Raw genomic sequence first — 21,636 nt, forward strand, 5'->3', positions numbered from 1 at the left:
TTTATTTTCTTAGTTTTTTAAGTGTATTTTTTTCCGCAAACGCAATAAACGCAATGTACACGATAAGAATCAGATTACCAATAATCAAATTAGAATCGAGAATGTAATAATTTGTACATGCTAAAGCAATTGCAATTCCCATGTAAAGTACAATTTTATTGACTTTATACGGAATCGGATAAACTTTCTGACCCCAAATGTACGAAATCACCATCATTACACCATACGCCAATAAAGTTGTCCAGGCAGAAACCATAAAACCATATTTTGGCAATAAAAAAACATTCAAAATAATAGTAATCGCACCACCAACCAATGAAATTATAGTTCCGATACTTGTTCTATCCGTTACTTTGTACCATGTTGAAAGGTTATAATAAATTCCGAAAAATAAATTCGCAATTAAAATAATTGGGACAATATCTAAAGCATTCCAATACGTTGAATTTGGAACAAATATTTTCTTAATCCAGTCAATATTTGCTAAAATTCCAAGAATTACAATATTACAAATGATACTGAAAAAGAACAAAATATTCGCGTATGTCTGTTTTGCATCTCCTTTTTTGGCAACTTTAAAGAAAAATGGTTCTATTCCCATTCGATAAGCTGTTACGAAAAGCGTCATTAATGTTGCTAATTTGTAACAAGCGCCATAAGAACCCGCTGCTGCTGGATCTATTAATTGTCGTTGAACTAATTTATCGAAATTTTCATTTAAAATATACCCCAAACCAGCAATCATAATCGGATAACCGTACAAAAACATTTGTTTGAAAAGTGATTGATCAAATTTGAATTGAACATGACGTACAACGCCTATTAATAATACAAATCCTAAAATACTCGCTAATAAATTCGCTATAAAAGGATAGGAAATCGCATTATCAAAACCTAAACCTAGCATAAAATCTTTCGAAACATAATACAACAAACCAATTGTCAAAACTGCTTGAAAAACATTCTGAATTACGCGAATTGTTGTATATAATATTGGTCGATTTTTAAAACGTAGAACTGCAAAAGGGATCACACAAATTGCATCAAAAAAAGCAATCCACGCAAACCACAAAATATATTCTGGGTGATCGCTATAATTTGCAGAATCTGCCAGAGGTTGTAAAAAAAGAAAAACTAAAACGAGCATTGCAGTAGAACTCATCACCATAAACCAAAAAGCTGTATTCAAAACTTTTTGATACATTCCTTCTTCTGTTGCGTAGCGGAAAAAAGCTGTTTCGAAACCAAATGTTAAAATGACATTCAGGAAAGAAACCGCAGAATATAATTGAGAAAACATTGCAAAATCTGAATTATCAACTTGCTTGATAATAAAAAAATTCAATGCTAAAATAATTACCCTCGGCAATATAGAGCCAATACCGTAGATAATGGTCTCACTAAAAAGCTTTTTATACAAAGTCGTTAAAATTTTTACAAAATTGAGTTTCTTTTCGTAAAATTCAAAATACCTAAGCTACAAATTAATTAACTTTGTCTGTTCAATACATATATTATGATAGAGTTATCTAATCGTAAAGTTGGATTAATAGGGAACGGAAGCTGGGCAACTGCGATTGCAAAAATGCTGAATAAAAACCTTGAAACTTTCAACTGGTGGGTAAAAGATGAATACGTAAAAGGATATTTAGAGCGAAATAGACACAATCCAAATTATTTAACTGATGTCGAATTTAAGTCAGAAAAGCTTAAAATTTCAACGGATATCAACGAAGTTGTCATGAATTCGGATATCATCTTTTTGGTTGTGCCATCTATTTACGTTGTCGATTGTTTGAGTAAATTAACTGTTCCGTTGACAGATAAATTTGTAGTGACATCAATCAAAGGAATTATTCCAGATCATTATCAATTGGTTGGACAATATTTGTTTGATAAATTCGACGTAAAAGAAGAACAATTAGGAATTGTAAGTGGACCTTGTCACGCTGAAGAAGTAGCTTTGGAGCGTCTTTCATATTTGACAATTGCGGCGCAAGACGAAAACAAAGCACAAATTGCTGCGGATTGTTTGGCTTGTGATTTTATCAAAACAAAACTTTCAAACGATATTTACGGAACTGAATTTGGCGCGGTATTGAAAAATATTTACGCGATTGCAGCAGGTATAGCGCATGGTTTGGGTTATGGAGATAATTTCCAAGCAGTTTTGATGAGTAATGCGATTCGAGAAATGAATCATATTTTAAAAACTGCAAGTCCTATGAAGCGTAAAATTAACGATTCGGCTTATTTAGGCGATTTGTTGGTAACAGGATATTCGTTCTTTTCACGAAATCGAATGTTCGGAAATATGATTGGAAAAGGTTACACCGTAAAATCTGCTATTTTGGAGATGAATATGGTTGCCGAAGGTTACTATGCGACAAAAGGTGTGGCAATTATGAACGAGCAATACCAAATAAAAGCGCCAATTATCAACGCTGTTCATAAGATTTTATACGAAGATAAAAACGCAAAAAAAACTTTCGAAAAGTTGTCTAAAAAATTAGATTAAGATGATTAAACAAGATTTTATTTCAAAATATATTCAAGAATTAAACAAAAAATTGGCTCGAATCATTTCGTTAGAAGTTGGAAATGCTGATGAAGGTTTTTTGATTATTTTCAATCAAATGTTACAATCGTATTACAAAATTGATGACAATAATTTGTCGACTTTATTGGAAGCAAACGAAGAACGCGATCAGTTTTTGTTGGCAGATGAATTGAAAAAGAAAAATATTTTGACGTTTATGAAAGCTATTCGTATTTATCTAAATCGAGAAGATATCACAAAAGCAAAAGCTTCTTTCGAAGTCTTGACACGCATTGAAAGTATCAATTCTGGAATTTTTCAATTTCCGACAGAAGAAGATCATTTGATTGCACAAGAACGAAAAGTTGTAGAAGAAAAAATGAGTAATTTGTAATAAAATCAAACTTTATAAAATTTCAAAAAAGCTGTTAGAAAACTAACAGCTTTTTTTTGTATCTTAACACAACCTAAATCAATCTATTATGGATAACATTCTCTCATTACTATCATCATTACTTTGTTGTTTTTTACCATTTGCCTTAATTTTTGGAATAACTTTTTGGTCAAGTAAATCACGCGAAAAGAAACAAAATGCTTTGTTAACACAAGTTCCTCCAAATGTAGAATTTAAAGCAGTTTTGCGTTATAACTTTGGAAATCTACAATCAAAATTCTTAAAAATGAAAGCGTTTCAAGGAAGTGGTGTTTTATATGTTTTGGACGACAAAACACATTATATCACCACAAATAATCCGAATGATAATTTTATTTTCGATCTGAAAACTTCACAAATCAATTGGATTGGTGTTAATCTTACAAATGGTTTGTTGGAATGGTTTCAATTGAAAAATGGAGAAAAAGATTATTATTTCAATGTCGAAACTGGCATGTTTATTTTTAATATAAATTCTAAAAAAAATGAACACAACACAAGTTTTTAATTACTTAAAAGAATCGCAGAAAAAATATCAATAATGCTAAAAACACTTCACAACGAAGTGGTTTTTCTATTTAATCAGAAAATCATCAACTCAAAACTTAATGATTTATTTTCCAATTTGTCCGTATCTTTGCGCAAACACAACAAAACAATGCAAATTTTAGACGGTATTAAACTGGCAAAAGAGATCAAACAAGAGATCAAGGAGCTGGTGCAGAATTACAAGGACCAAGGAGTTCGTGTACCACATTTGGGTGCAATTTTAGTAGGAAGTAATGGTGCTTCTCAGACCTATGTTGACAATAAAATCAAGGATTGTCATTTTGTAGGTTTCGAGTCATCAGAATTACGTTTGCCTGATACAATTTCTCAAGAAGATTTGATTGCTGAAATTGAAAAATGGAACAATGATGATACATTGGACGGGTTTATCGTGCAATTGCCATTACCAAAACACATCGATCAAGAAGCGGTTATCAATGCAATTGATCCTAAAAAAGATGTAGATGGTTTTCATCCGATGAATTTTGGGAAAATGGCGTTAGAAATGGAAACATTTTTACCTGCTACACCTTACGGAATTATGGAAATGTTAGAGCGTTATAACATTGATACAGCTGGTAAACATACAGTTGTGATTGGTCGTTCTCGCATCGTTGGTCGCCCAATGAGTATTTTGATGAGTAAAAACGGAAATCCTGGAAACAGTACAGTTACATTAACTCATTCGAAAACTCAAAATTTAGAACAATTTACAAAAGAAGCTGATATTGTGATCACTGCATTAGGTGTTCCAGGTTTCTTAAAAGCTGATATGGTAAAAGATGGAGCGGTTATCGTTGACGTAGGAATTACACGCGTTGATGACGAAACTAATCCACGAGGATTTAGATTAGCTGGTGATGTAGATTTTGATAATGTAAAAGAAAAAGCATCATGGATAACGCCAGTTCCAGGAGGAGTTGGACCTATGACACGCGCTATGTTATTAAAAAACACATTGTTGGCATACAACAACAAAAAATAAAATTATGATACACATTGCATCAACAACTGCAGAAGAACAACAATTGATACAAGAAGGGAAATTATTGCCTGTTATGGAGCATTTTTACACAATTCAAGGTGAAGGAATGTACACAGGTGTGGCTTCTTATTTTATTCGATTAGGAGGTTGTGATGTAGGTTGCCATTGGTGCGATGTAAAAGATAGTTGGGATGCTGAAAAGCATCCCTTAACTAATGTTGATGAATTGGTGGATTTGGCAACTTCTCAAGCCAAAACAATCATTATTACAGGAGGAGAACCTTTGATGTGGGATTTGACTTATTTGACAAAAAAACTACACGAAAAAGGTGCAAGAATCCATATTGAAACTTCGGGTGCTTATCCGTTGAGTGGAGAAATTGATTGGGTTTGTCTTTCTCCTAAAAAATTAATGTTGCCGTTAGACGAAGTTTGCGAAGCTGCAAATGAATTGAAATGTATTGTGTTCAATAATCACGATTTTCAGTTTGCTGAAGAACAAGCTGCTCGTGTTGGAAAAGATTGTACACTTTTCTTACAAACAGAATGGAGCAAACGCGACAAAAATCTTCCATTGATTGTGGAATATGTAAAAGAAAATCCGAAATGGCGTTATTCTTTACAAACACACAAATATTTGGATATTCCTTAGATATTTATCTGTTTAAAATCAGTTCTATTTAGACTGAGTAAACTTTTTTAAGTTACTGGATTTCATTATTTTTATATCAAACAAAAAATTGAAATAATGAAAAAAATAGTTTTGATGAGTTTCGCGGCAATTTTGATGATGAGCTGCGGAGGTTCTAAGAAAGATGAAACAACTCAACCAGAAATAGATTATAGTACAGCTCCATCAGAAGATGCTGAAACTTCTACAGCTACGCCTGCTACAAACAATCATATTGTTTTGAAAGCGAGTGATGATATGCGCTACGATAAAACTGAATTTACAGTAAAAGCTGGTGAAGAAGTAACTTTAATCTTAATGAATGCTGGTGAAATGTCAAAAGAAGCAATGGGACATAATTTTATTTTGTTAAAACCAGGTTCTGATGCTTCTGCTTTTGCAAATACAGCGGCTTCTGCTAAGGCGACAGATTATATTCCGACAGAATTACAATCAGAAATTATTGCGCACACAAAATTGTTAGGTGGTAAAGAAAATGATCAAATCAAATTTACCTTAGAAGAAGGTACTTATGATTTTTTATGCTCTTTCCCAGGACATTTTGCAACAATGAATGGAAAAATAAAAGCGGTTAAATAAATTAAATATTTAATATGTCAAATATAATATTGGCACAAATATTGAATTATATTAATCGTATAAGATTTAGTAGAGTAAATTTTGTCCTCATGTGTTAATTTTAAGCCTGTTTCTTAACAGGCTTTTTTATTTTACAAAAATTTATTGTTCAAATATTTAACACTTATTCCAAATATTTTCATTCTATAATTTCATAACTTGTTAGTCACAATCAAAAAAATACTTTATTATGGGAAAGAATGTAGCACATCAAATTGTAGAATTACTAGAAAAAGCGAATATAAAACGTGTTTATGCAGTAACTGGTGATAGTCTCAATTTTTTTAATATTGCAGTTAAACAAAGTGACAAAATTGATTGGGTTCATGTAAGACATGAAGAAGCTGGAGCAATAGCTGCTACTGCCGAATCAGAATTGAATGGGATTGGATGTTGCGCTGGAAGTTCTGGTCCTGGTCATGTACATTTGATTAACGGAGTTTATGAAGCGCATAAATCAAGAACTCCTTTAGTTGTAATTGCCTCTACTCTGCCTACAATAGAATTTGGTACAGATTATTTTCAGGAAACGAATACTATTAAACTTTTTGATGATTGTAGTTGTTATAATCAAATTATTACTCGAGCAGAACAAGTTCCTAGAATGGTACAAACAGCAATACAACATGCTATTTCAAAAAAAGATGTTGCAATTATTGGACTTCCAGGAGATATTGCAGAAATGGAAGCCGTTGAAAGTAATTATACCTCGAATTTCTATTTCAATCAACCTATTATTACTCCAAATAAAACTGAATTAAGAGAAGCTGCTTCTATTATAAATGATGCTAATAATATTACCTTATTCTGTGGAATTGGCGCATCTCAAGCAAATGAAGAAGTTATAAAACTTTCTCGTCATTTGCATGCTCCAGTTGGATATTCGTTCAAAGGAAAAATGAGTATTCAACCCAATAATCCAAATGAAATAGGAATGACAGGATTACTTGGTCAACCATCTGCTTATCATGCTATGCACAAAGCTGATTTAATTATTTTGATTGGTACCGATTTTCCTTATAAAGATTTTATTCCAACAGATAAAAAAATCATTCAAATTGATTCAGATGGCTCTAAACTTGGACGAAGAGCTAAAATTGATTTAGGATTAGTCGGAAATGCAAAAGAAACAATTAACGAATTAATTGAGTTATTAGAACCTAAGCAAGACAAAGATTTTTTGGATAGTCAATTAGAAATGTACAAGAAAGTTCTTGAAAGCAAAATGACATTTGTTCATGAAAAAGGTAAAGAAAATGCCATTCAACCCGAATATGCAGCTTATTTATTAGATGAGTTAGCTACAAAAGATGCTATTTTTACAGTTGATACAGGAATGTGTTGTGTTTGGGGAGCACGTTATATAACGGGTACGGGGGAAAGGAAAATGTTAGGATCTTTTAATCATGGTTCTATGGCAAATGCAATGCCTCAAGCGATTGGTGCACAAATGGCATATCCTGACAGACAAATTATTGCGATGTGTGGTGATGGTGGAATTTCAATGTTATTAGGAGATTTAGCAACCATCAAACAATATAATCTACCTGTTAAACTTATTATTTTTAATAATAGAACATTAGGAATGGTTAAATTGGAAATGGAAGTTGCTGGTTTAACTGACAATGAAACAGATATGGAAAATCCTGACTTTACTTTGATTGGAAAAGCAATGGGAATAGAAAGCGAATCGGTTAAAAATCCTGATGATTTACCTGATGCAATCGGAAGAGCTTTTGCTCATAATGGACCGTATTTATTAAATGTATTTACAAATCCAAACGCTTTAGCAATGCCTCCAAAAGTAGATCTTGATCAAATGATTGGAATGACAAAATCTATGGCAAAACTAATGTTAGGTGGAAAAATGGATGAGGTAATGGAAACGATTAAATCCAATTATAAACATTTAAAAGATTTATAATGAATCAATCATCATCTATCACACAATCAAGTAAAAAACTTTTCATCATTGCATGGGTTTTAGGCTTAATCTTCTATTTCATTGATTACGCAACCCGTTCTGCGCCTTCATTAATGATTACAGATTTGGCTCAGAATTACAACATTTCTAAAGAAAATTTAGTTTCTCTCATTGGAACATATTATTACACTTATTCGATATTCGCTTTAATTGCTGGAATATGTTTAGACAAATTTGGCGCAAGATATTCGATGTTTGCAGGGTGTTTTATACTCGGAATAGGATGCATTTTATTTATCGCTTCCTCCCAATTCGCTGGAACAACAGGCAGATTATTACAAGGAGCGGGTAGCGCATTTGCTTTTCCTGGTTGTGTCTATTTAGCAACCAAAGGATTCTCTTCAAAATCTTTAGCAACAGCAATAGGCTTCTCTCAATGTATAGGAATGCTTGGTGGAGCGGCAGGTCAATTTGTGGTTGCGCCATTATTAGAAAATGGTTTTGGATATAAAACATTTTGGATAATTGCTGGAGTTTTATGTATAATTCCAGCTGTAGCAATGCTGTTCATAACTCCAAAATCGTCTGAAGAAGAGATCGAAAAAAGTAAACAAACCTCTTTTATAGAACCTTTCAAAATTATTTTCAGCAATCCAAATTCGTGGTTAACTGGTATTATTTCTGGATTATTATTTATACCGACAACAATTTTTGCTATGACTTGGGCTGTTCCTTTTTTCAAATTAGACTTAGGTTTTGATGCTCACACTGCTGCTATGACTGCTGCTATGGCGTCACTAGGCTGGGTAGTTGGATGTCCATTAATGGGTTATATAACGGATAAAATAGGAAAAAGAAAACCTGTTATTCTTTTTGGTTGTATCGGAATGATCCTGATGTTTTTACAACTCATTTATCTTTCAGATTTAATTCCAATAAAAGTTACATTTTTCATTTTTGGGCTTTTCTCTGGAGTCGCAATGATCCCATATTCGGTTATCAAAGAAGCTAATCCAGATTATGTAAAAGGCTCTGCAACTGGAGTTCAAAACTTTTTGACATTTGGTGTAACTTCTCTAGTTAATCCTGTTTTTGCTAAATTATATGGAAACGAAATTGTAAATGTTACAGATAAAACTGTACATTATCATCAAGCAATTTGGTTTTGGATCATTGGAATATTTATTGCCATTATTCTAACCTTATTTTTAAAAGAAACTGGTCACAAAAATTCATAAAAAAATCCGCTCAACACGCGGATTTTTTAGTAATTATATTGATAAATTATTTTCTCCAATATTTATAAGCATTGATTAATCCATTTGTAGAAGCATCATGAGAAGTAACTTGCTCATCATTTTCTAACTCTGGTAAAATCACATTTGCTAATTGTTTTCCTAACTCTACTCCCCATTGATCAAAAGAGAAAATATTCCAAATAACTCCTTGCACAAAAATTTTGTGTTCGTACATGGCAATTAAATTTCCTAAAACTTTTGGTGTCAATACTTCATATAAAATTGAGTTTGTAGGACGATTTCCTTCAAATATTTTAAAAGCTGTTAAGAAATCAATTTCTTCTTTCGATTTCCCTGCTTTTTCTAATTCAGCAACAACCGTTTCTTCATCTTTTCCAAAAGCTAAAGCTTCTGTTTGTGCAAAGAAATTTGATAACAATTTTGCGTGATGATCGCCTAAAACATTCAACGAATTAGCACCTGCAATAAAATCAGCTGGAATTAATTTTGTTCCTTGATGAATTAATTGATAAAAAGCATGTTGTCCATTTGTTCCTGGTTCTCCCCAAATAATTGGTCCCGTTTCATAATCCACTTTTTTTCCATCACGACCAACATATTTACCATTCGACTCCATGTCTCCTTGCTGAAAATAAGCTGCAAAACGCGATAAATATTGCTCGTAAGGTAACAAAGCAACCGAATCAGCTCCAAAGAAATTGTTATACCAAATTCCTAAAAGCGCTAATACAACTGGAATATTTTGATCTAAAGTTTCTGTTTTGAAATGTAAATCCATTTCGTGAGCTCCTTCTAATAATTCTTCGAAATGATCAAAACCAACTGCCAAAGCAATGCTCAAACCAATTGCACTCCACAATGAATAACGACCACCAACCCAATCCCAAAACTGGAACATATTTGCCGTATCAATTCCAAAATTTGCAACACCTTCTGCATTTGTTGATAATGCCACAAAATGTTTCGCAACATCAGCTTCTTGTGCATCAGAATTCAAAAACCATTCTTTTGCAGAAAACGCATTTGTCATCGTTTCTTGCGTTGTAAATGTTTTTGAAGCAACAATAAATAAGGTTGTTTCAGGATTTATTTCTTTAAAAGTTTCTGCTAAATGCGTTCCATCAATATTCGAAACAAAATGAATATTTAAACGAGTTTTATAATGTTTCAACGCTTCTGTCACCATCACAGGTCCAAGATCCGAACCACCAATTCCGATGTTGACAACATCTGTAATTTCTTTCCCTGAAAAACCTTTCCATTCACCCGAAATTACTTTTTCCGAAAAAGATTTCATCTGATCTAACACCTCATTAATTTGAGGCATCACATCTTTTCCGTCAACCAAAACTTCTTCATTAGAGCGATTGCGTAAAGCTGTATGCAGAACAGCTCGTTTTTCTGTTACGTTGATGACATCTCCTTCAAACATTTGCTGAATTGCAGTATCAACATCCATTTCTTTCGCCAAATCAACCAAAAGTTGAATCGTTTCTGCATTGATTCTATTTTTCGAATAATCCACTAATAATGAAGGATATTGAATCGAAAATTCTTCAAAACGATTTGAATTTTGAGCAAATAGTTCTTTGATTGATGTATGCTGAATCGTTTGAAAATGTTTCTCTAACGCATTCCAAGCCTTTGTAGTTGTTGGATTGATTGTATTTAAAGCCATAATATTTTTAGTATTCTTTCCTTAACAAATTTAATCATTTCAAATTCATCTCAAAATCAATATTATTGCGATAACGTTGTAGCAGAAAAATTTTAAGAAATAATTATCTATCTTGTCATGTAACCTTTTTAAAAACAATTCGTCTTATAAACAAAAACAATAAAATATGCGCAACTATTTTTTTATATTAATCGTAACAATTTGTACAATTCTTCAAGCTCAAATTCAATTGAAAGGAAGTGTAAAAGACAGTAATAATTTAGCTATACCTTATTGTTCGATTGGAATAAAAAATTCAGAAGTTGGAGCTATTACAGATGAAAATGGTCTATTTTCAATCGAAATTCCAGAAAATTTCACACAAAGTCATTTAATTTTTGATGCAGCTGGTTATAAAGAAGTTTCGAAATCTATTGAAGAAATTCAACAAAACTCAGTTATAATTTTAAAGGAAAAAGAAGTTTCATTAGCTGAAGTTATTGTTAAATCTGAAAAAATGAAAGAAAAAATAATTGGTCAAAAAACTCGTCCAATGCTTACTTTTTCTAAAATGTTTGATGAAAATGTACCTACAATTGAACAAGGAAATATTTTTGAAATTTACCAAAATACAAAACTAAATGCATTTAACTTTCATATTATTCCAAGTTCAAAATTTGAAGAAATTACGCTGAAAGTTAATATTTATTCAGTCAAAAATGGATTACCCGTAGAATCTATTTTAGATGAGAATATTATTTATAAAACTTCTACAACTGCATGGCAAAAAATTGATTTAACTCCTTATAAATTTCGATTCAAAAATGTAGAGCAAATTGCTGTAACATTACAATTAGTTCGTTATAAAAAACTTGATCAAGAAGATTTTGTTTTTGGTATTTCTGCTAAGAAATCTTTAGGAAAAGACTTGTTGTTTAGGTATCAAAGTCAAGGAAATTGGGAAGCTTCTGCAGGAGTTTTTATCGCTAACTTAGAAGTTTTATACTCAAAAGATAAATTAACTATAAATGAAGAAAAGTCTGAAGAAATTGATACAAAAACACAAGAATTGATTTCATACTATCAGCATAAAGAGAAAGCTAAAAGGTCGATTTACGGAAAAAATAAGTCAGGAAAATATGTTGATATAAACGATGCGAAGATTTATTATGAAGAATATGGAGAAGGTGAGCCTTTGATATTTTTGCACGGAAATAATGGAAGTATTGAGGATTTTTATCAACAAATTCCATTTTTTGCGAAGCATTATCGAGTAATTGTTCTTGATACGCGCGGACAAGGTAGAAGTACCGATTTGACACATACACCTTACACTTACGAAGAATTTGCAAACGATTTACTTCAAATCATTCAAAAATTTAATCTAAAGAAAGTCAATCTTATTGGCTGGAGTGATGGTGGAAATACAGCTTTAATTTTTAATTCTAAATATCCTGAATTAGTTAATAAAATTGTAACTATTGGAGCAGTTCTTAATCCAAATGGAGTAAGCGAAGAACTGATTGGGAGTTTGAAAAGTTTAGCAAATAAGCCTTCCGAAAATACCAATTTACGTTTAATCAACTTAATGTTAAATGAACCAAATATCACAAAAAATGAATTAAATAAAATTCAAAATCCTGTATTGGTTATTGCTGGTGAAAAAGATGAAGTAAAAGAGAGTCATACAAAAGAAATTCAACAAAATATTTCAAAATCAGAGTTATTGATTATTCCAAATTCGACACATTATGTTCCTTTCGAACAGCCAAAAGTGTTGAATGAAGCTATTTTGAGGTTTTTGAAAGATTAATAAAAAAGTTATCATACAATTCAAATTGAGTATCACAAGGATAACCGATAAGTTCGAAATTTCTTTTATCTTGATTTAGGACTTCTATTTCTTTACAACTATGACACAAAGTTATATCTTCTATCAAATAATCATTTTCGTCTAAAAATAAAATAGAACTATCAGGTTGAAAACCACAACCTGTTTTACTAACAGAAAAATTTTTACCTTTCATATTTTCCTGATAATTCACCATAATCGTTTTCAATTCATTTATCTGATTTTCTGAAAGCTGAATTGGGTTTTTATAAAGAGTTGAATCAAAAGATATTCTTTTTCGCATAAAGTCATAAAATTTTGAACGTTTTTCTGCAAAAATCTTCCATTTATTTTGAGCAATAGTGTCATTTTTATCTTTTGGTTCAAAAGCCAAAATTCCATAATTATATTCTACAAAAACAATTTTCTTCGTCTTGTTGAATGGATATTCATTATACATTTGAGGTATAAAATTGTAATCGCGAATTTTACAGGTATAATCATAATTATAGATTTGTTGAGCACACAACAAACTTGACGATAAAATGATTAGTATAAAAAGTAAATTATTTCTCATCTTATAAAGATAATAAAAAGACTTGGTTAAAATTCTCCAAACACCTTATCTTTACCCAACTAAACCAACTCAATGAAATACATCACAGGTTTTTTCGTCCTTATTTGGCGCATTTGGATGATTTTATTAGCCTCAATTTATGTCCTAACAATTGGTGTTTTTATCGTGCTACCTTTGGCAAGTTTCGAAAAAACATTCCCATATATTTATCCGTTAATTAGATATTGGGGCAAATTTGTGTTGTATGGAACAGGATTCAGAATAGATTACAAAAAACTTGTTCCACTCGATCCGAAAGAAAATTATGTTTTTATAGCTAATCATACTTCGGTGATGGATATTATGTTGATGTTGACGATTCTAAAACATCATCCTATCGTATTTGTTGGCAAGGCAGAATTGCTTAAAATCCCTATCTTTGGACGAATATTCGAACGAATTTGTATCCCTGTCGACCGAAAAAGTGTACGTAGTAAAGCACTAGTTTATCCAGAAGCAAAGAAAAAGTTAGACAAAAATCTGAGTATTTTTATTTTTCCTGAAGGCGGCGTTACAAACGACAAAGAATTCAAAATTTATTTGGATCCTTTCAAAGATGGAGCGTTTAACATTGCGATTGAAACACAAACACCTTTGGCTGTTTTGGCGATTCACGGTGTTAATAAAATGTTTCCATTCAATTGGTTTCGAGGATATCCAGGGAAAATCAAAGTTCGATTATTGACGACTTTCGAAACGAAAGATTTGAATGTAAAAAACGATAAAGCTGCTTTGAAAGAAGCTGCTTACAACATGATTTTAAAAGATTTAGAACAATGAAAAATTTAGTTTATATCGCATTAGGAACGGCTTTAACGGCGGTTAGTTGCAATAAACAAATCACTTCTAACACAGAAATTGAAGCAAAGGATAATCAAACTTTTTCTGATTTAGATAAAGCTCGCATCAAACATTTGAGTTTAGATATCGAAACTGATTTCGATACGCATCAAATCAAAGGTTCGGCGGCTTATACATTCGAAAATAATCAAGCAAAACAATTGATTTTAGATACCGAAAAGTTAACAATTGATTCAGTTTTATTAGCGAATGGAAAAAAAACAACATACAAACTAGGGGAAAAAGATTCTATTAAAGGTCAAGCCTTAATCATTGATGTTACGCCAAATGATACAATTGTAAAAGTTTTCTACAAAACTTCGCCTGATGCAAATGCTCTACAATGGTTAAATCCGCAACAAACACACGATAAAAAACATCCGTTTTTATTGTCTCAAGGACAAGCAATTTTAACACGTTCTTGGATTCCAATTCAGGATACACCAAGTGTTCGTTTAACGTACGATGCGAAAGTAAAAACACCAAAAGATTTGTTGCCTTTGATGAGTGCAATCAATCCGAAAGAAAAAAATACCGAAGGTGTTTACACCTTCAAAATGCCACAACCAATTGCACCTTATTTGATTGCTTTGGCTGTTGGAGATGTACAATATCAATCAATCGACAACAGAACGGGTGTTTATGCAGAACCTGGTTTGTTAAAAGCTGCTGCGTGGGAATTTTCCGATATGGGAAAAATGGTAACTGCTGCCGAGAAATTGTACGGAAAATATCCTTGGGAACAATTTGATGTATTGGTTTTACCGCCTTCGTTTCCTTTTGGTGGAATGGAAAATCCGCGTTTAACGTTTGCTACGCCAACTGCAATTGTAGGTGATCGTTCGATGACAAATTTGATTGCACACGAATTGGCTCATTCTTGGTCTGGAAATTTAGTAACGAATTCTACGTGGGATGATTTCTGGGTGAACGAAGGATTTACAGTTTATTTTGAGCGTCGAATCATGGAAGAATTAGAAGGAAAAGATTATGCGGATATGATTTCGGTAATCGGTTTTCAAGATTTGGAAACGTCGATGAAAAATATTCCAGAAAAATATACTTCATTAAAAGTGAACATGAAAGGAGCAAATCCTGATGATGCTTTTTCTGATGTTCCATACGATAAAGGTTATTTATTTTTGAAAATGTTAGAAGATAAATATGGACGAGAAAAGTTTGATAAATTCTTGAATCAATATTTTTCTTCGCACGCTTTCCAAACAATGACTACAGAAAAATTTGTCGAATATTTGAAAGCTAATTTGACAAATGGAGACGATTCTTTTGTTCAAGAATGGATTTATAACATAGGTTGGCCAAAAGATTTGAAAAAACCTACTTCAAAATTATTCGATTTAGCAGAAGCACAATTACAGCAAGATATTACAAACGGAAGAAATAAAGTTGCACCAAAAAAAGTGGCGATATCTACGAAATCTACAAACGAATGGGTTCATTTTATTCGTCAAATTGATACGACTAAAAACACAAAAGAAGATTTAGCTTATTTGGATGCTATTTATGATTTTACAAATTCAAAAAATCCAGAAATTGAATGTGCTTGGTTCGAAAAAGCATTTTTAATGCATTACGATAAAGTCAACACAAATGCGAAAGAATTCTTGGTAAATGTTGGTCGTCGTAAATTTTTAGAGCCTTTGTATTTAGCATTGAAAGAGTCTAATCAATTAGATTTAGCGAAGAATATCTATAAAGATGCGCGTCCAAATTATCACTTTGTTGCACGTCAAACAATTGATACAATATTAAATTACAAACCATAAAACATGGCGATTGTAGCATATACAGACGGTTCGTCGTTGGGAAATCCTGGTCCAGGAGGATTTGGTTGTATTTTGTTGGAAACCGAGAAAAAAGTCAAAAAAGAAATTTCTCAAGGTTTTCGACTAACAACCAATAATCGAATGGAATTGCTAGCGGTTATTACGGCTTTGGAAACGCTAAAGTTCACCAACACGGAGATTACTATTGTGACGGATTCTAAATATGTGGTAGATGCTGTGGAAAAACGTTGGGTTTTTGGTTGGGTGCAAAAGAATTTCAAAGGAAAGAAGAATGCTGATTTGTGGAAAAGATTTTTAGAGGTTTATAAAATTCATCGCGTAAAATTTCAATGGATAAAAGGTCATGCTGGACATCATTGGAACGAAGAAGCTGATAAATTGGCGGTTGCGGCAGCAAATAAACCAGAAAATTTTAAGATAGATTCTTACTTCGAAATTCATCAAAACGAAGAATAATTTTCTACTTTTGTGAGGCAGAGAGAAAAATGAAAATGAAGACGTTGTGGAGATTTCTCCCACTAATTTTAATTACAATTTACAGTTGTTCACCTAAAAAAGAAAAAGGTGAACTTGTCTACTTTAGTGGACGAATCGCAAATGCGCAAACAGATAGCATTTACTTATTATTGAATAATCGTGAAAAAGCTTTTGCTTTAGATTTTGATGGAAACTTTTCGGATACAGTTCAGTTAGTTGACGAAGGTTATAAGACACTTTCTATCGAGCGCGAAGAGTTTACAATTTATTTGATTCCAGGTGATAGTTTGATTCTAAATACAGATTTAAAACATTTGGAGAATAATTTCAAATTCTCTGGAATAGGAAAAAATCGAAACAATTATTTGGTTGACAAAAGTTTTAAAACGGATAAATTCTTAACTGAACATACCGAATTATTTAAACTTGCTCCGCCAGATTTCAAAAATCAAATCAAAAAGTTTCATCAAAAAGTTTTCGAAAATTTAGAAAAATTAGAAGTTAATTCTTCGTTCATCAAAACAGAAAAAACGAATTTAAATTACGATTTTATCAATTTGTTGTACATGTACAAGGATTCGTACACATATTACAATCCTGCTTCTCAGCAATTACCTGTTAATTTTTTGACAGAATTAGATGAAATCGATTTAGATAATGACGAGGATTATAGAACGTATCAGAGTTACCGCAATATTGTCTTAACAAACTTACAAGAAAAATTATATCAAGGTCTTTCTGCGGATGCTTTATTGGAAAACATCAAAAGTCAATCGATAAAAAATGGATTTATTAATTCATTAATTTATGAACTTGATCCAAAAGATCCGAATAGCAACGGAATTTATCAAGCAATACAAAAACATTGCAATTATCAACCTTGGTTGGACGAGGCTGCAAAAAGAATGAAAAAGTTTGGTTGATAACTTTAAAAAATGCTTTCAGAATCTGAAAGCATTTTTTAAACATTTTTTATTTAATTGAGACACAGAAGTATACTTGTTAGTTGTGTTTTTTAACTTTTTTACAAGCAACCTTTTTAAGAAATTTGCATCTATATTGTAGAATTAGTAATGAAATTGAAAATGTCTAAACCGAAAAGAATTCACAAAACTTACAAAAAGTCTATATTTAGTAAAATGAAAGTAAAACCAATAAACTTATTGCTTTTTATGGCAATCGTTTGTTTTATTTTTGTCGTATTTTTCTTAAAATAATTACAATTAAGTTCTTTCAAAGAAAAAGAAATAATTCTTCATCGCGTTCGTTTTAAAGTATATTTGTAAGAATCAAATTACACTATTAAGATATGAACGTTTATAAGCTTTTAAAATTAAATTGGTTAATTAAAAATCATCGGATAAAATTTTTAGGAATGTATCTTTTGCATAAAACAAATCAAAGATATATTGCTGTCAATTTTGATCCTGTGATGGCTTGTAATTTACGTTGCAAAATGTGTTATTTTACAGATGAAAATTATGTAAAGAAAACTAAAGGTATTTTTCCAAAAGAAGATTTATCAATTTTAGCTGATAAAATGTTTGGCAGAGCTCTTAAACTGCAAATTGGTTGCGGTACAGAACCTACTTTGTATAAAGATCTAGCGCAAATTGTTTCGTTAGGAAAAGCACATAAGGTTCCTTATATATCGCTTACAACGAATGCAAATTTGTTAACCAAAGAAAAGGTAAAAGAACTTGTGGATAATGGATTGAATGAATTCACTATTTCGTTGCATGGTGTACATCAAGAAGCTTACGAAAACTTTATGGGAAAAGCTTCTTTCGATAAATTTCACGAAGCTTTACAAGCAATTTATGAAGAAAAGAAAAATAATCCGAATCTTATTTTAAGAATCAATTATACGTTCAATAAAGATAATTTCTTGGAATTGATGGATTTCTTTGCGATGTATGGACAATATGAACCAAATATTCTCCAAATTCGTCCAATGAAAAGCATGGGTGATACCGAATATCAAGATACAGATATTTCGAGCCTGAAAGATAGCTATGATTCGGTTTTGAGAGAAATTAAAACTGAATCAAAGAATAGAGAAATGACTTTATTAGCAACTTCAACTTACGATGAATTAGTAAACGCAACAAACGTAGAAAGTTTAGTTTATAATTATACCTATTGTTACATACGACCTGGTTATACGTGGAAAGATGAATTTGATTACAAAAAGGATACTTTTAACGATTTCTCTAAAAAAATAGGTCTATCAAAAGAACTTTTGAAAAATGCTTTTTCGAGTAAAAAACAAATGGATAAACTCAAAACAAAAACTTCTTTAAATTATAATATTATTGAGTAAGATCTTAACTTCGTATTAAACTACGAAGAAATGACTAAATCTGAAGCTAGAAAATATTATCGAACGTTGAGAAAATTATTCACTAAAGAAGAAGTGAATGACTTGAGTGAGCAAATTTTTGAACACATCAAACAGTTAGATTTTTCTACAGATCAGACATTTCATATTTTCTTACCTATCGAAAAAAATAACGAAATCAATACTTATCCAATCATAAATTGGCTATTTCAACAGCAAAAAGATGTGGTTTTGCCTTTGGTTGTTGGCAATGATATGATTAATTGTAAAGTCGAAAAAAGTTTCGAAACGGTATTAAATTCACTTCAAATTCCAGAACCCACTCAGTATTCAGAAATTGATTCTAAAGCTATTGATATTATTTTTATTCCAATGTTTGTTGCCGATAAAAAAGGAAATCGCGTCGGATACGGTGGCGGATATTATGATAAATTTTTGGCAAGATGTAGACCTGATTCAAAAAAAATAGGTCTAACTTATTTTAGACCTATCGAATATATTGAAGACGCTTATTTCGGCGATTTTCCTCTTGATTTTTGTATTACTCCAGATGGAATTGAATCTTTCTGAATCGAGTCTTGTTTCTCATTTAATGTTCTGAAATAGAATTTAAACTCTCGTTGAAATTTGATTGGCTCTTGTTTTAGCACAAATACACCAACATGATTATTGGTTTCGATTAACTTTTTATCTGAATTGAAATAATTAATTGTATACGCAATTCGCTTGATAGAGTCTGGTGTAATCGAATCTTTTGGTAAAATTGCAAATTTAGAAACGGAAGTAAATGTTACTTTTTTCGAACGAAGCTCTCTCAATAACGAAAATATTTCGGTCGTATCTTTTTTAGGAAAATAAGACAACAATTGATCTCTCAACAAGCTATCAACAACCGTATCATTGGTATTAGATGCCAACGCCGAAAGCTCAAAAAACTCACGCAATTTCTGCTTTGCAATAAAATTTACAGCTTCTACAGAATCCATTTTACTACTTACAGTCGATGCCTCGTTTTTGTAACCTTTTATCGCTTCTGGGTTGTAATCTCCTTTATATTTATCGTCTTTGCACGAAAATATCATCCAAACACTCATCAGCAATATCATGCTAAACTGAACTATTTTACTTATCGTTCTCATCTTGTTGGATTTTAAATTTTAATTTCACAATTTTTCCATTTTTCCTTTCCGATTCGATCAAAGAAAAATTCTTTAATGACGTCGTAGGCATTGTAACTAAATTGATATATTGTTGTTTCGAAAGAATCTCTACACCAAAAAAATCATTGTCATACACTTGATAAATCAACGCATCATCCGCAATCATTTGATTTAGCTTAGAAATTCGTTGTTTCAAATCTTTTGCTGAATTCGAATAATAATACAGCATAATCTTATAATCATCTGGCTCTAACAATAGCTTTTCAGGCTGATTATATTGATGCAAATTAACCTTAAACGTATCTTGTTTATAGTAAGGCGAACTCACAAACATCTTGATTGTATCTTTTTGCGATTCAAATTTGATACAACCTGTTTTGGTCGATAAATAAAGTGGTGTAAAACCATCTCTAATAATTGTAACCTCAACAGAATTGGTAATTGCAGCTTGTCTATCCGAATCTACAAAACAAAATTCATATTCTCGCTGACCAAAAATTGAAAAATAAATAGTTGCGCCAATTCCGCTCAACAAAACAACTGCAGCTGCTATTATTGAAATCAATTTTAGCTTAGGTTTTGTTTTAGCAACTTTCTCTTTTACCTGAATTATTTCTTTTTCTGTTGATGGTTTAACATCTACTGGAATCTCTACTTCAGATTCTTCAGGAATTATATGTTGTGATGAAAAATTTTCGTTTTCTGTTGCTTCAATCGTCGATTCTTCAGTCTTATTTGGACCAAAATGTTCGATTTTCTGAACATTAAGAAAGTGTGCCCAATTTTTATATCCACAATATTGCGCCAAAAGATTGAGCATATCAATACGCGGAAGTTTCTTAAAATCTGACTTAAAATACGTATAAAACCATTTTTCACTAACAGTAGATCTGGTTTTATTGAATAAATCGTCTTGAAAAGATGTAATTTCTTGCCCCTTCCAATCGGAGATATTTTCGGATTGAGCAGAATTTTCTTCCAAAAATCGATTTGAAATCGTTTTTTTCAGAATTTCGAAAATTTCTATATCTGTAAATTTGCTCAAAAAATAAAATTTATAAAGTTGGTTTTCAGTATTTTGTAAAATAATTTCGATTTTACAAATTGTCTTTTAATACAACTACAAATAAAATAATTTTTTTGATATGTTGAGTTGTATTTCTTTATTAATGCGTTGTTAAATGATTTCTTTTGTTGTAAAACATTTGTTGAATATTAGATGATTGGATTACAATCATCTTACAACTATTTTGCTTCAAAAAACTTTGATGTCTGCTTAACTTTGGTTCAACAAAATGATTGAAAAAATCAAGAAAAACAAAAAATCAATTAAACATATCAAAAATTAAAGTTATGAAAAAATTAGCATTAAACGTAATCGTATTAGGAGTAATCGGAACTTCATTTGGTCTAACATCTTGTAATTTATTTGGATCGAAAGAAACAAAAACTGAAACAGAAGTAAAAAATGACACGATTACAACAATCGAAGATTCTGTAAAAATTGACTCTGTAGGAAAAGATTCTGTTGTGATCAAAGATTCGGCAGTTGTAAAAGAAACTCCTGTAAAAGTTGAAACAACTAAGACTACAACAACAGAGAAAAAATAATTTGTAGAATAGATTAAACAAAAAAATCAAATGAAAAAATTAGCGTTATTCGCTTTCGCAGCGATTTCTTTCACAGCAATTTCTTGTAAACAAGAACCAACAAGTGTAGGAGAACCAACAACAGTTATTGAAGATTCTGTAAATGTTGAAAAAGCAGAAATTCCTTCGGCAGATTCTGTAGAAGGAGTTACGGTAGATTCTTCGAAAACTGTAAATCCAGCAGGAACAACAAAAGATTCTGTTGCGAAATAGAACTTAAAAACTCAAAAAAAAATCCGCTCGTTAAGCGGATTTTTT

Annotated in this window: 22 protein-coding genes; 17 read left to right on the top strand and 5 right to left on the bottom strand. The window is 31.4% G+C overall.

Features of this window, described 5'->3' with window-relative positions:
• Position 1 precedes the first annotated feature (1 nt).
• Positions 2-1,420: a lipopolysaccharide biosynthesis protein gene (locus B3R94_RS05685; protein WP_125349197.1), complete on the bottom strand. Its 1,419-nt coding sequence runs from the start codon at positions 1,418-1,420 to the stop codon at positions 2-4.
• A 96-nt stretch (positions 1,421-1,516) separates the two neighbouring features.
• Between B3R94_RS05685 and B3R94_RS05690 the strand changes: the two genes are divergently transcribed.
• The 8 genes from B3R94_RS05690 (at position 1,517) to B3R94_RS05725 (ending at position 8,977) form a co-directional block, all read left to right on the top strand.
• The gene (locus tag B3R94_RS05690) at positions 1,517-2,518 is read left to right on the top strand and encodes an NAD(P)H-dependent glycerol-3-phosphate dehydrogenase (RefSeq protein WP_180905634.1); all 1,002 of its coding nucleotides are present in this window, start codon (positions 1,517-1,519) and stop codon (positions 2,516-2,518) included.
• Position 2,519: 1 nt separating this feature from the next.
• Positions 2,520-2,933 carry a hypothetical protein gene (locus B3R94_RS05695; RefSeq protein ID WP_291099244.1) on the top strand — a complete coding sequence of 138 codons (414 nt, stop codon included), beginning with the start codon at positions 2,520-2,522 and terminating at the stop codon, positions 2,931-2,933.
• An 88-nt stretch (positions 2,934-3,021) separates the two neighbouring features.
• On the top strand, positions 3,022-3,480 hold the full coding sequence (locus tag B3R94_RS05700; protein WP_291074720.1) for a hypothetical protein: 459 nt from the start codon (positions 3,022-3,024) through the stop codon (positions 3,478-3,480).
• Between the two features lie 150 nt (positions 3,481-3,630).
• Positions 3,631-4,506, top strand: coding sequence for a bifunctional 5,10-methylenetetrahydrofolate dehydrogenase/5,10-methenyltetrahydrofolate cyclohydrolase (locus B3R94_RS05705; protein WP_038336522.1), 876 nt, complete (start codon positions 3,631-3,633; stop codon positions 4,504-4,506).
• Between the two features lie 4 nt (positions 4,507-4,510).
• The gene (locus tag B3R94_RS05710) at positions 4,511-5,158 is read left to right on the top strand and encodes a 7-carboxy-7-deazaguanine synthase QueE (RefSeq protein WP_052217917.1); all 648 of its coding nucleotides are present in this window, start codon (positions 4,511-4,513) and stop codon (positions 5,156-5,158) included.
• Positions 5,159-5,254: 96 nt separating this feature from the next.
• Positions 5,255-5,776, top strand: coding sequence for a plastocyanin/azurin family copper-binding protein (locus tag B3R94_RS05715; RefSeq protein ID WP_114998433.1), 522 nt, complete (start codon positions 5,255-5,257; stop codon positions 5,774-5,776).
• 229 nt (positions 5,777-6,005) lie between these two features.
• The gene (locus tag B3R94_RS05720) at positions 6,006-7,739 is read left to right on the top strand and encodes a thiamine pyrophosphate-dependent enzyme (RefSeq protein ID WP_291099247.1); all 1,734 of its coding nucleotides are present in this window, start codon (positions 6,006-6,008) and stop codon (positions 7,737-7,739) included.
• Positions 7,739-8,977, top strand: a complete 1,239-nt coding sequence (locus B3R94_RS05725; RefSeq protein WP_280035183.1) for an MFS transporter — start codon at positions 7,739-7,741, stop codon at positions 8,975-8,977. Before B3R94_RS05720 ends, B3R94_RS05725 begins: the two co-directional genes overlap by 1 nt.
• A 46-nt stretch (positions 8,978-9,023) precedes the next feature.
• On the opposite strand, the gene pgi is transcribed toward B3R94_RS05725, so the two are convergent.
• Positions 9,024-10,676 carry a glucose-6-phosphate isomerase gene (pgi, locus tag B3R94_RS05730; RefSeq protein ID WP_291099253.1) on the bottom strand — a complete coding sequence of 551 codons (1,653 nt, stop codon included), beginning with the start codon at positions 10,674-10,676 and terminating at the stop codon, positions 9,024-9,026.
• Positions 10,677-10,842: 166 nt separating this feature from the next.
• On the opposite strand from pgi, the gene B3R94_RS05735 reads away from it, so the two are divergent.
• Positions 10,843-12,468, top strand: coding sequence for an alpha/beta fold hydrolase (locus tag B3R94_RS05735; protein WP_291099256.1), 1,626 nt, complete (start codon positions 10,843-10,845; stop codon positions 12,466-12,468).
• Here the strand turns inward: B3R94_RS05735 and B3R94_RS05740 are convergent.
• The gene (locus tag B3R94_RS05740) at positions 12,443-13,063 is read right to left on the bottom strand and encodes a hypothetical protein (RefSeq protein WP_291099259.1); all 621 of its coding nucleotides are present in this window, start codon (positions 13,061-13,063) and stop codon (positions 12,443-12,445) included. The genes B3R94_RS05735 and B3R94_RS05740 overlap by 26 nt on opposite strands.
• A gap of 72 nt (positions 13,064-13,135) precedes the next feature.
• Between B3R94_RS05740 and B3R94_RS05745 the strand changes: the two genes are divergently transcribed.
• The 6 genes from B3R94_RS05745 to B3R94_RS05770 all read left to right on the top strand — a co-directional run bounded on the left by B3R94_RS05745 (position 13,136) and on the right by B3R94_RS05770 (position 19,138).
• Positions 13,136-13,882: a lysophospholipid acyltransferase family protein gene (locus tag B3R94_RS05745; RefSeq protein ID WP_291099262.1), complete on the top strand. Its 747-nt coding sequence runs from the start codon at positions 13,136-13,138 to the stop codon at positions 13,880-13,882.
• Positions 13,879-15,729: a M1 family metallopeptidase gene (locus B3R94_RS05750; protein WP_291099265.1), complete on the top strand. Its 1,851-nt coding sequence runs from the start codon at positions 13,879-13,881 to the stop codon at positions 15,727-15,729. Before B3R94_RS05745 ends, B3R94_RS05750 begins: the two co-directional genes overlap by 4 nt.
• 3 nt (positions 15,730-15,732) lie before the next feature.
• On the top strand, positions 15,733-16,206 hold the full coding sequence (rnhA, locus tag B3R94_RS05755) for a ribonuclease HI (RefSeq protein WP_038336544.1): 474 nt from the start codon (positions 15,733-15,735) through the stop codon (positions 16,204-16,206).
• Positions 16,207-16,235: 29 nt separating this feature from the next.
• Positions 16,236-17,150, top strand: coding sequence for a hypothetical protein (locus tag B3R94_RS05760; RefSeq protein ID WP_291099268.1), 915 nt, complete (start codon positions 16,236-16,238; stop codon positions 17,148-17,150).
• Between the two features lie 386 nt (positions 17,151-17,536).
• Entirely contained in the window at positions 17,537-18,550 is a 1,014-nt protein-coding gene (locus tag B3R94_RS05765) for a radical SAM protein (RefSeq protein ID WP_038336547.1), read from the top strand.
• Positions 18,551-18,580: 30 nt separating this feature from the next.
• Complete coding sequence (locus tag B3R94_RS05770; RefSeq protein ID WP_114998413.1) at positions 18,581-19,138, top strand: 5-formyltetrahydrofolate cyclo-ligase; 558 nt, start codon at positions 18,581-18,583, stop codon at positions 19,136-19,138.
• Here the strand turns inward: B3R94_RS05770 and B3R94_RS05775 are convergent.
• Together B3R94_RS05775 and B3R94_RS05780 are read right to left on the bottom strand one after the other, a co-directional pair.
• Positions 19,078-19,707, bottom strand: coding sequence for a hypothetical protein (locus B3R94_RS05775; RefSeq protein ID WP_125349181.1), 630 nt, complete (start codon positions 19,705-19,707; stop codon positions 19,078-19,080). The two genes, B3R94_RS05770 and B3R94_RS05775, sit on opposite strands and share 61 nt — an antisense overlap.
• Positions 19,691-20,773, bottom strand: coding sequence for a hypothetical protein (locus B3R94_RS05780; RefSeq protein WP_291099272.1), 1,083 nt, complete (start codon positions 20,771-20,773; stop codon positions 19,691-19,693). Before B3R94_RS05780 ends, B3R94_RS05775 begins: the two co-directional genes overlap by 17 nt.
• A 308-nt stretch (positions 20,774-21,081) precedes the next feature.
• On the opposite strand from B3R94_RS05780, the gene B3R94_RS05785 reads away from it, so the two are divergent.
• Positions 21,082-21,339: a hypothetical protein gene (locus B3R94_RS05785; protein WP_125349180.1), complete on the top strand. Its 258-nt coding sequence runs from the start codon at positions 21,082-21,084 to the stop codon at positions 21,337-21,339.
• A 30-nt stretch (positions 21,340-21,369) separates the two neighbouring features.
• Positions 21,370-21,591: a hypothetical protein gene (locus B3R94_RS05790; RefSeq protein ID WP_125349179.1), complete on the top strand. Its 222-nt coding sequence runs from the start codon at positions 21,370-21,372 to the stop codon at positions 21,589-21,591.
• Positions 21,592-21,636 lie beyond the last annotated feature (45 nt).

This window comes from Empedobacter sp. UBA7611, assembly GCF_002484365.1.
Taxonomy (GTDB): Bacteria; Bacteroidota; Bacteroidia; order Flavobacteriales; family Weeksellaceae; genus Empedobacter; species Empedobacter falsenii_B.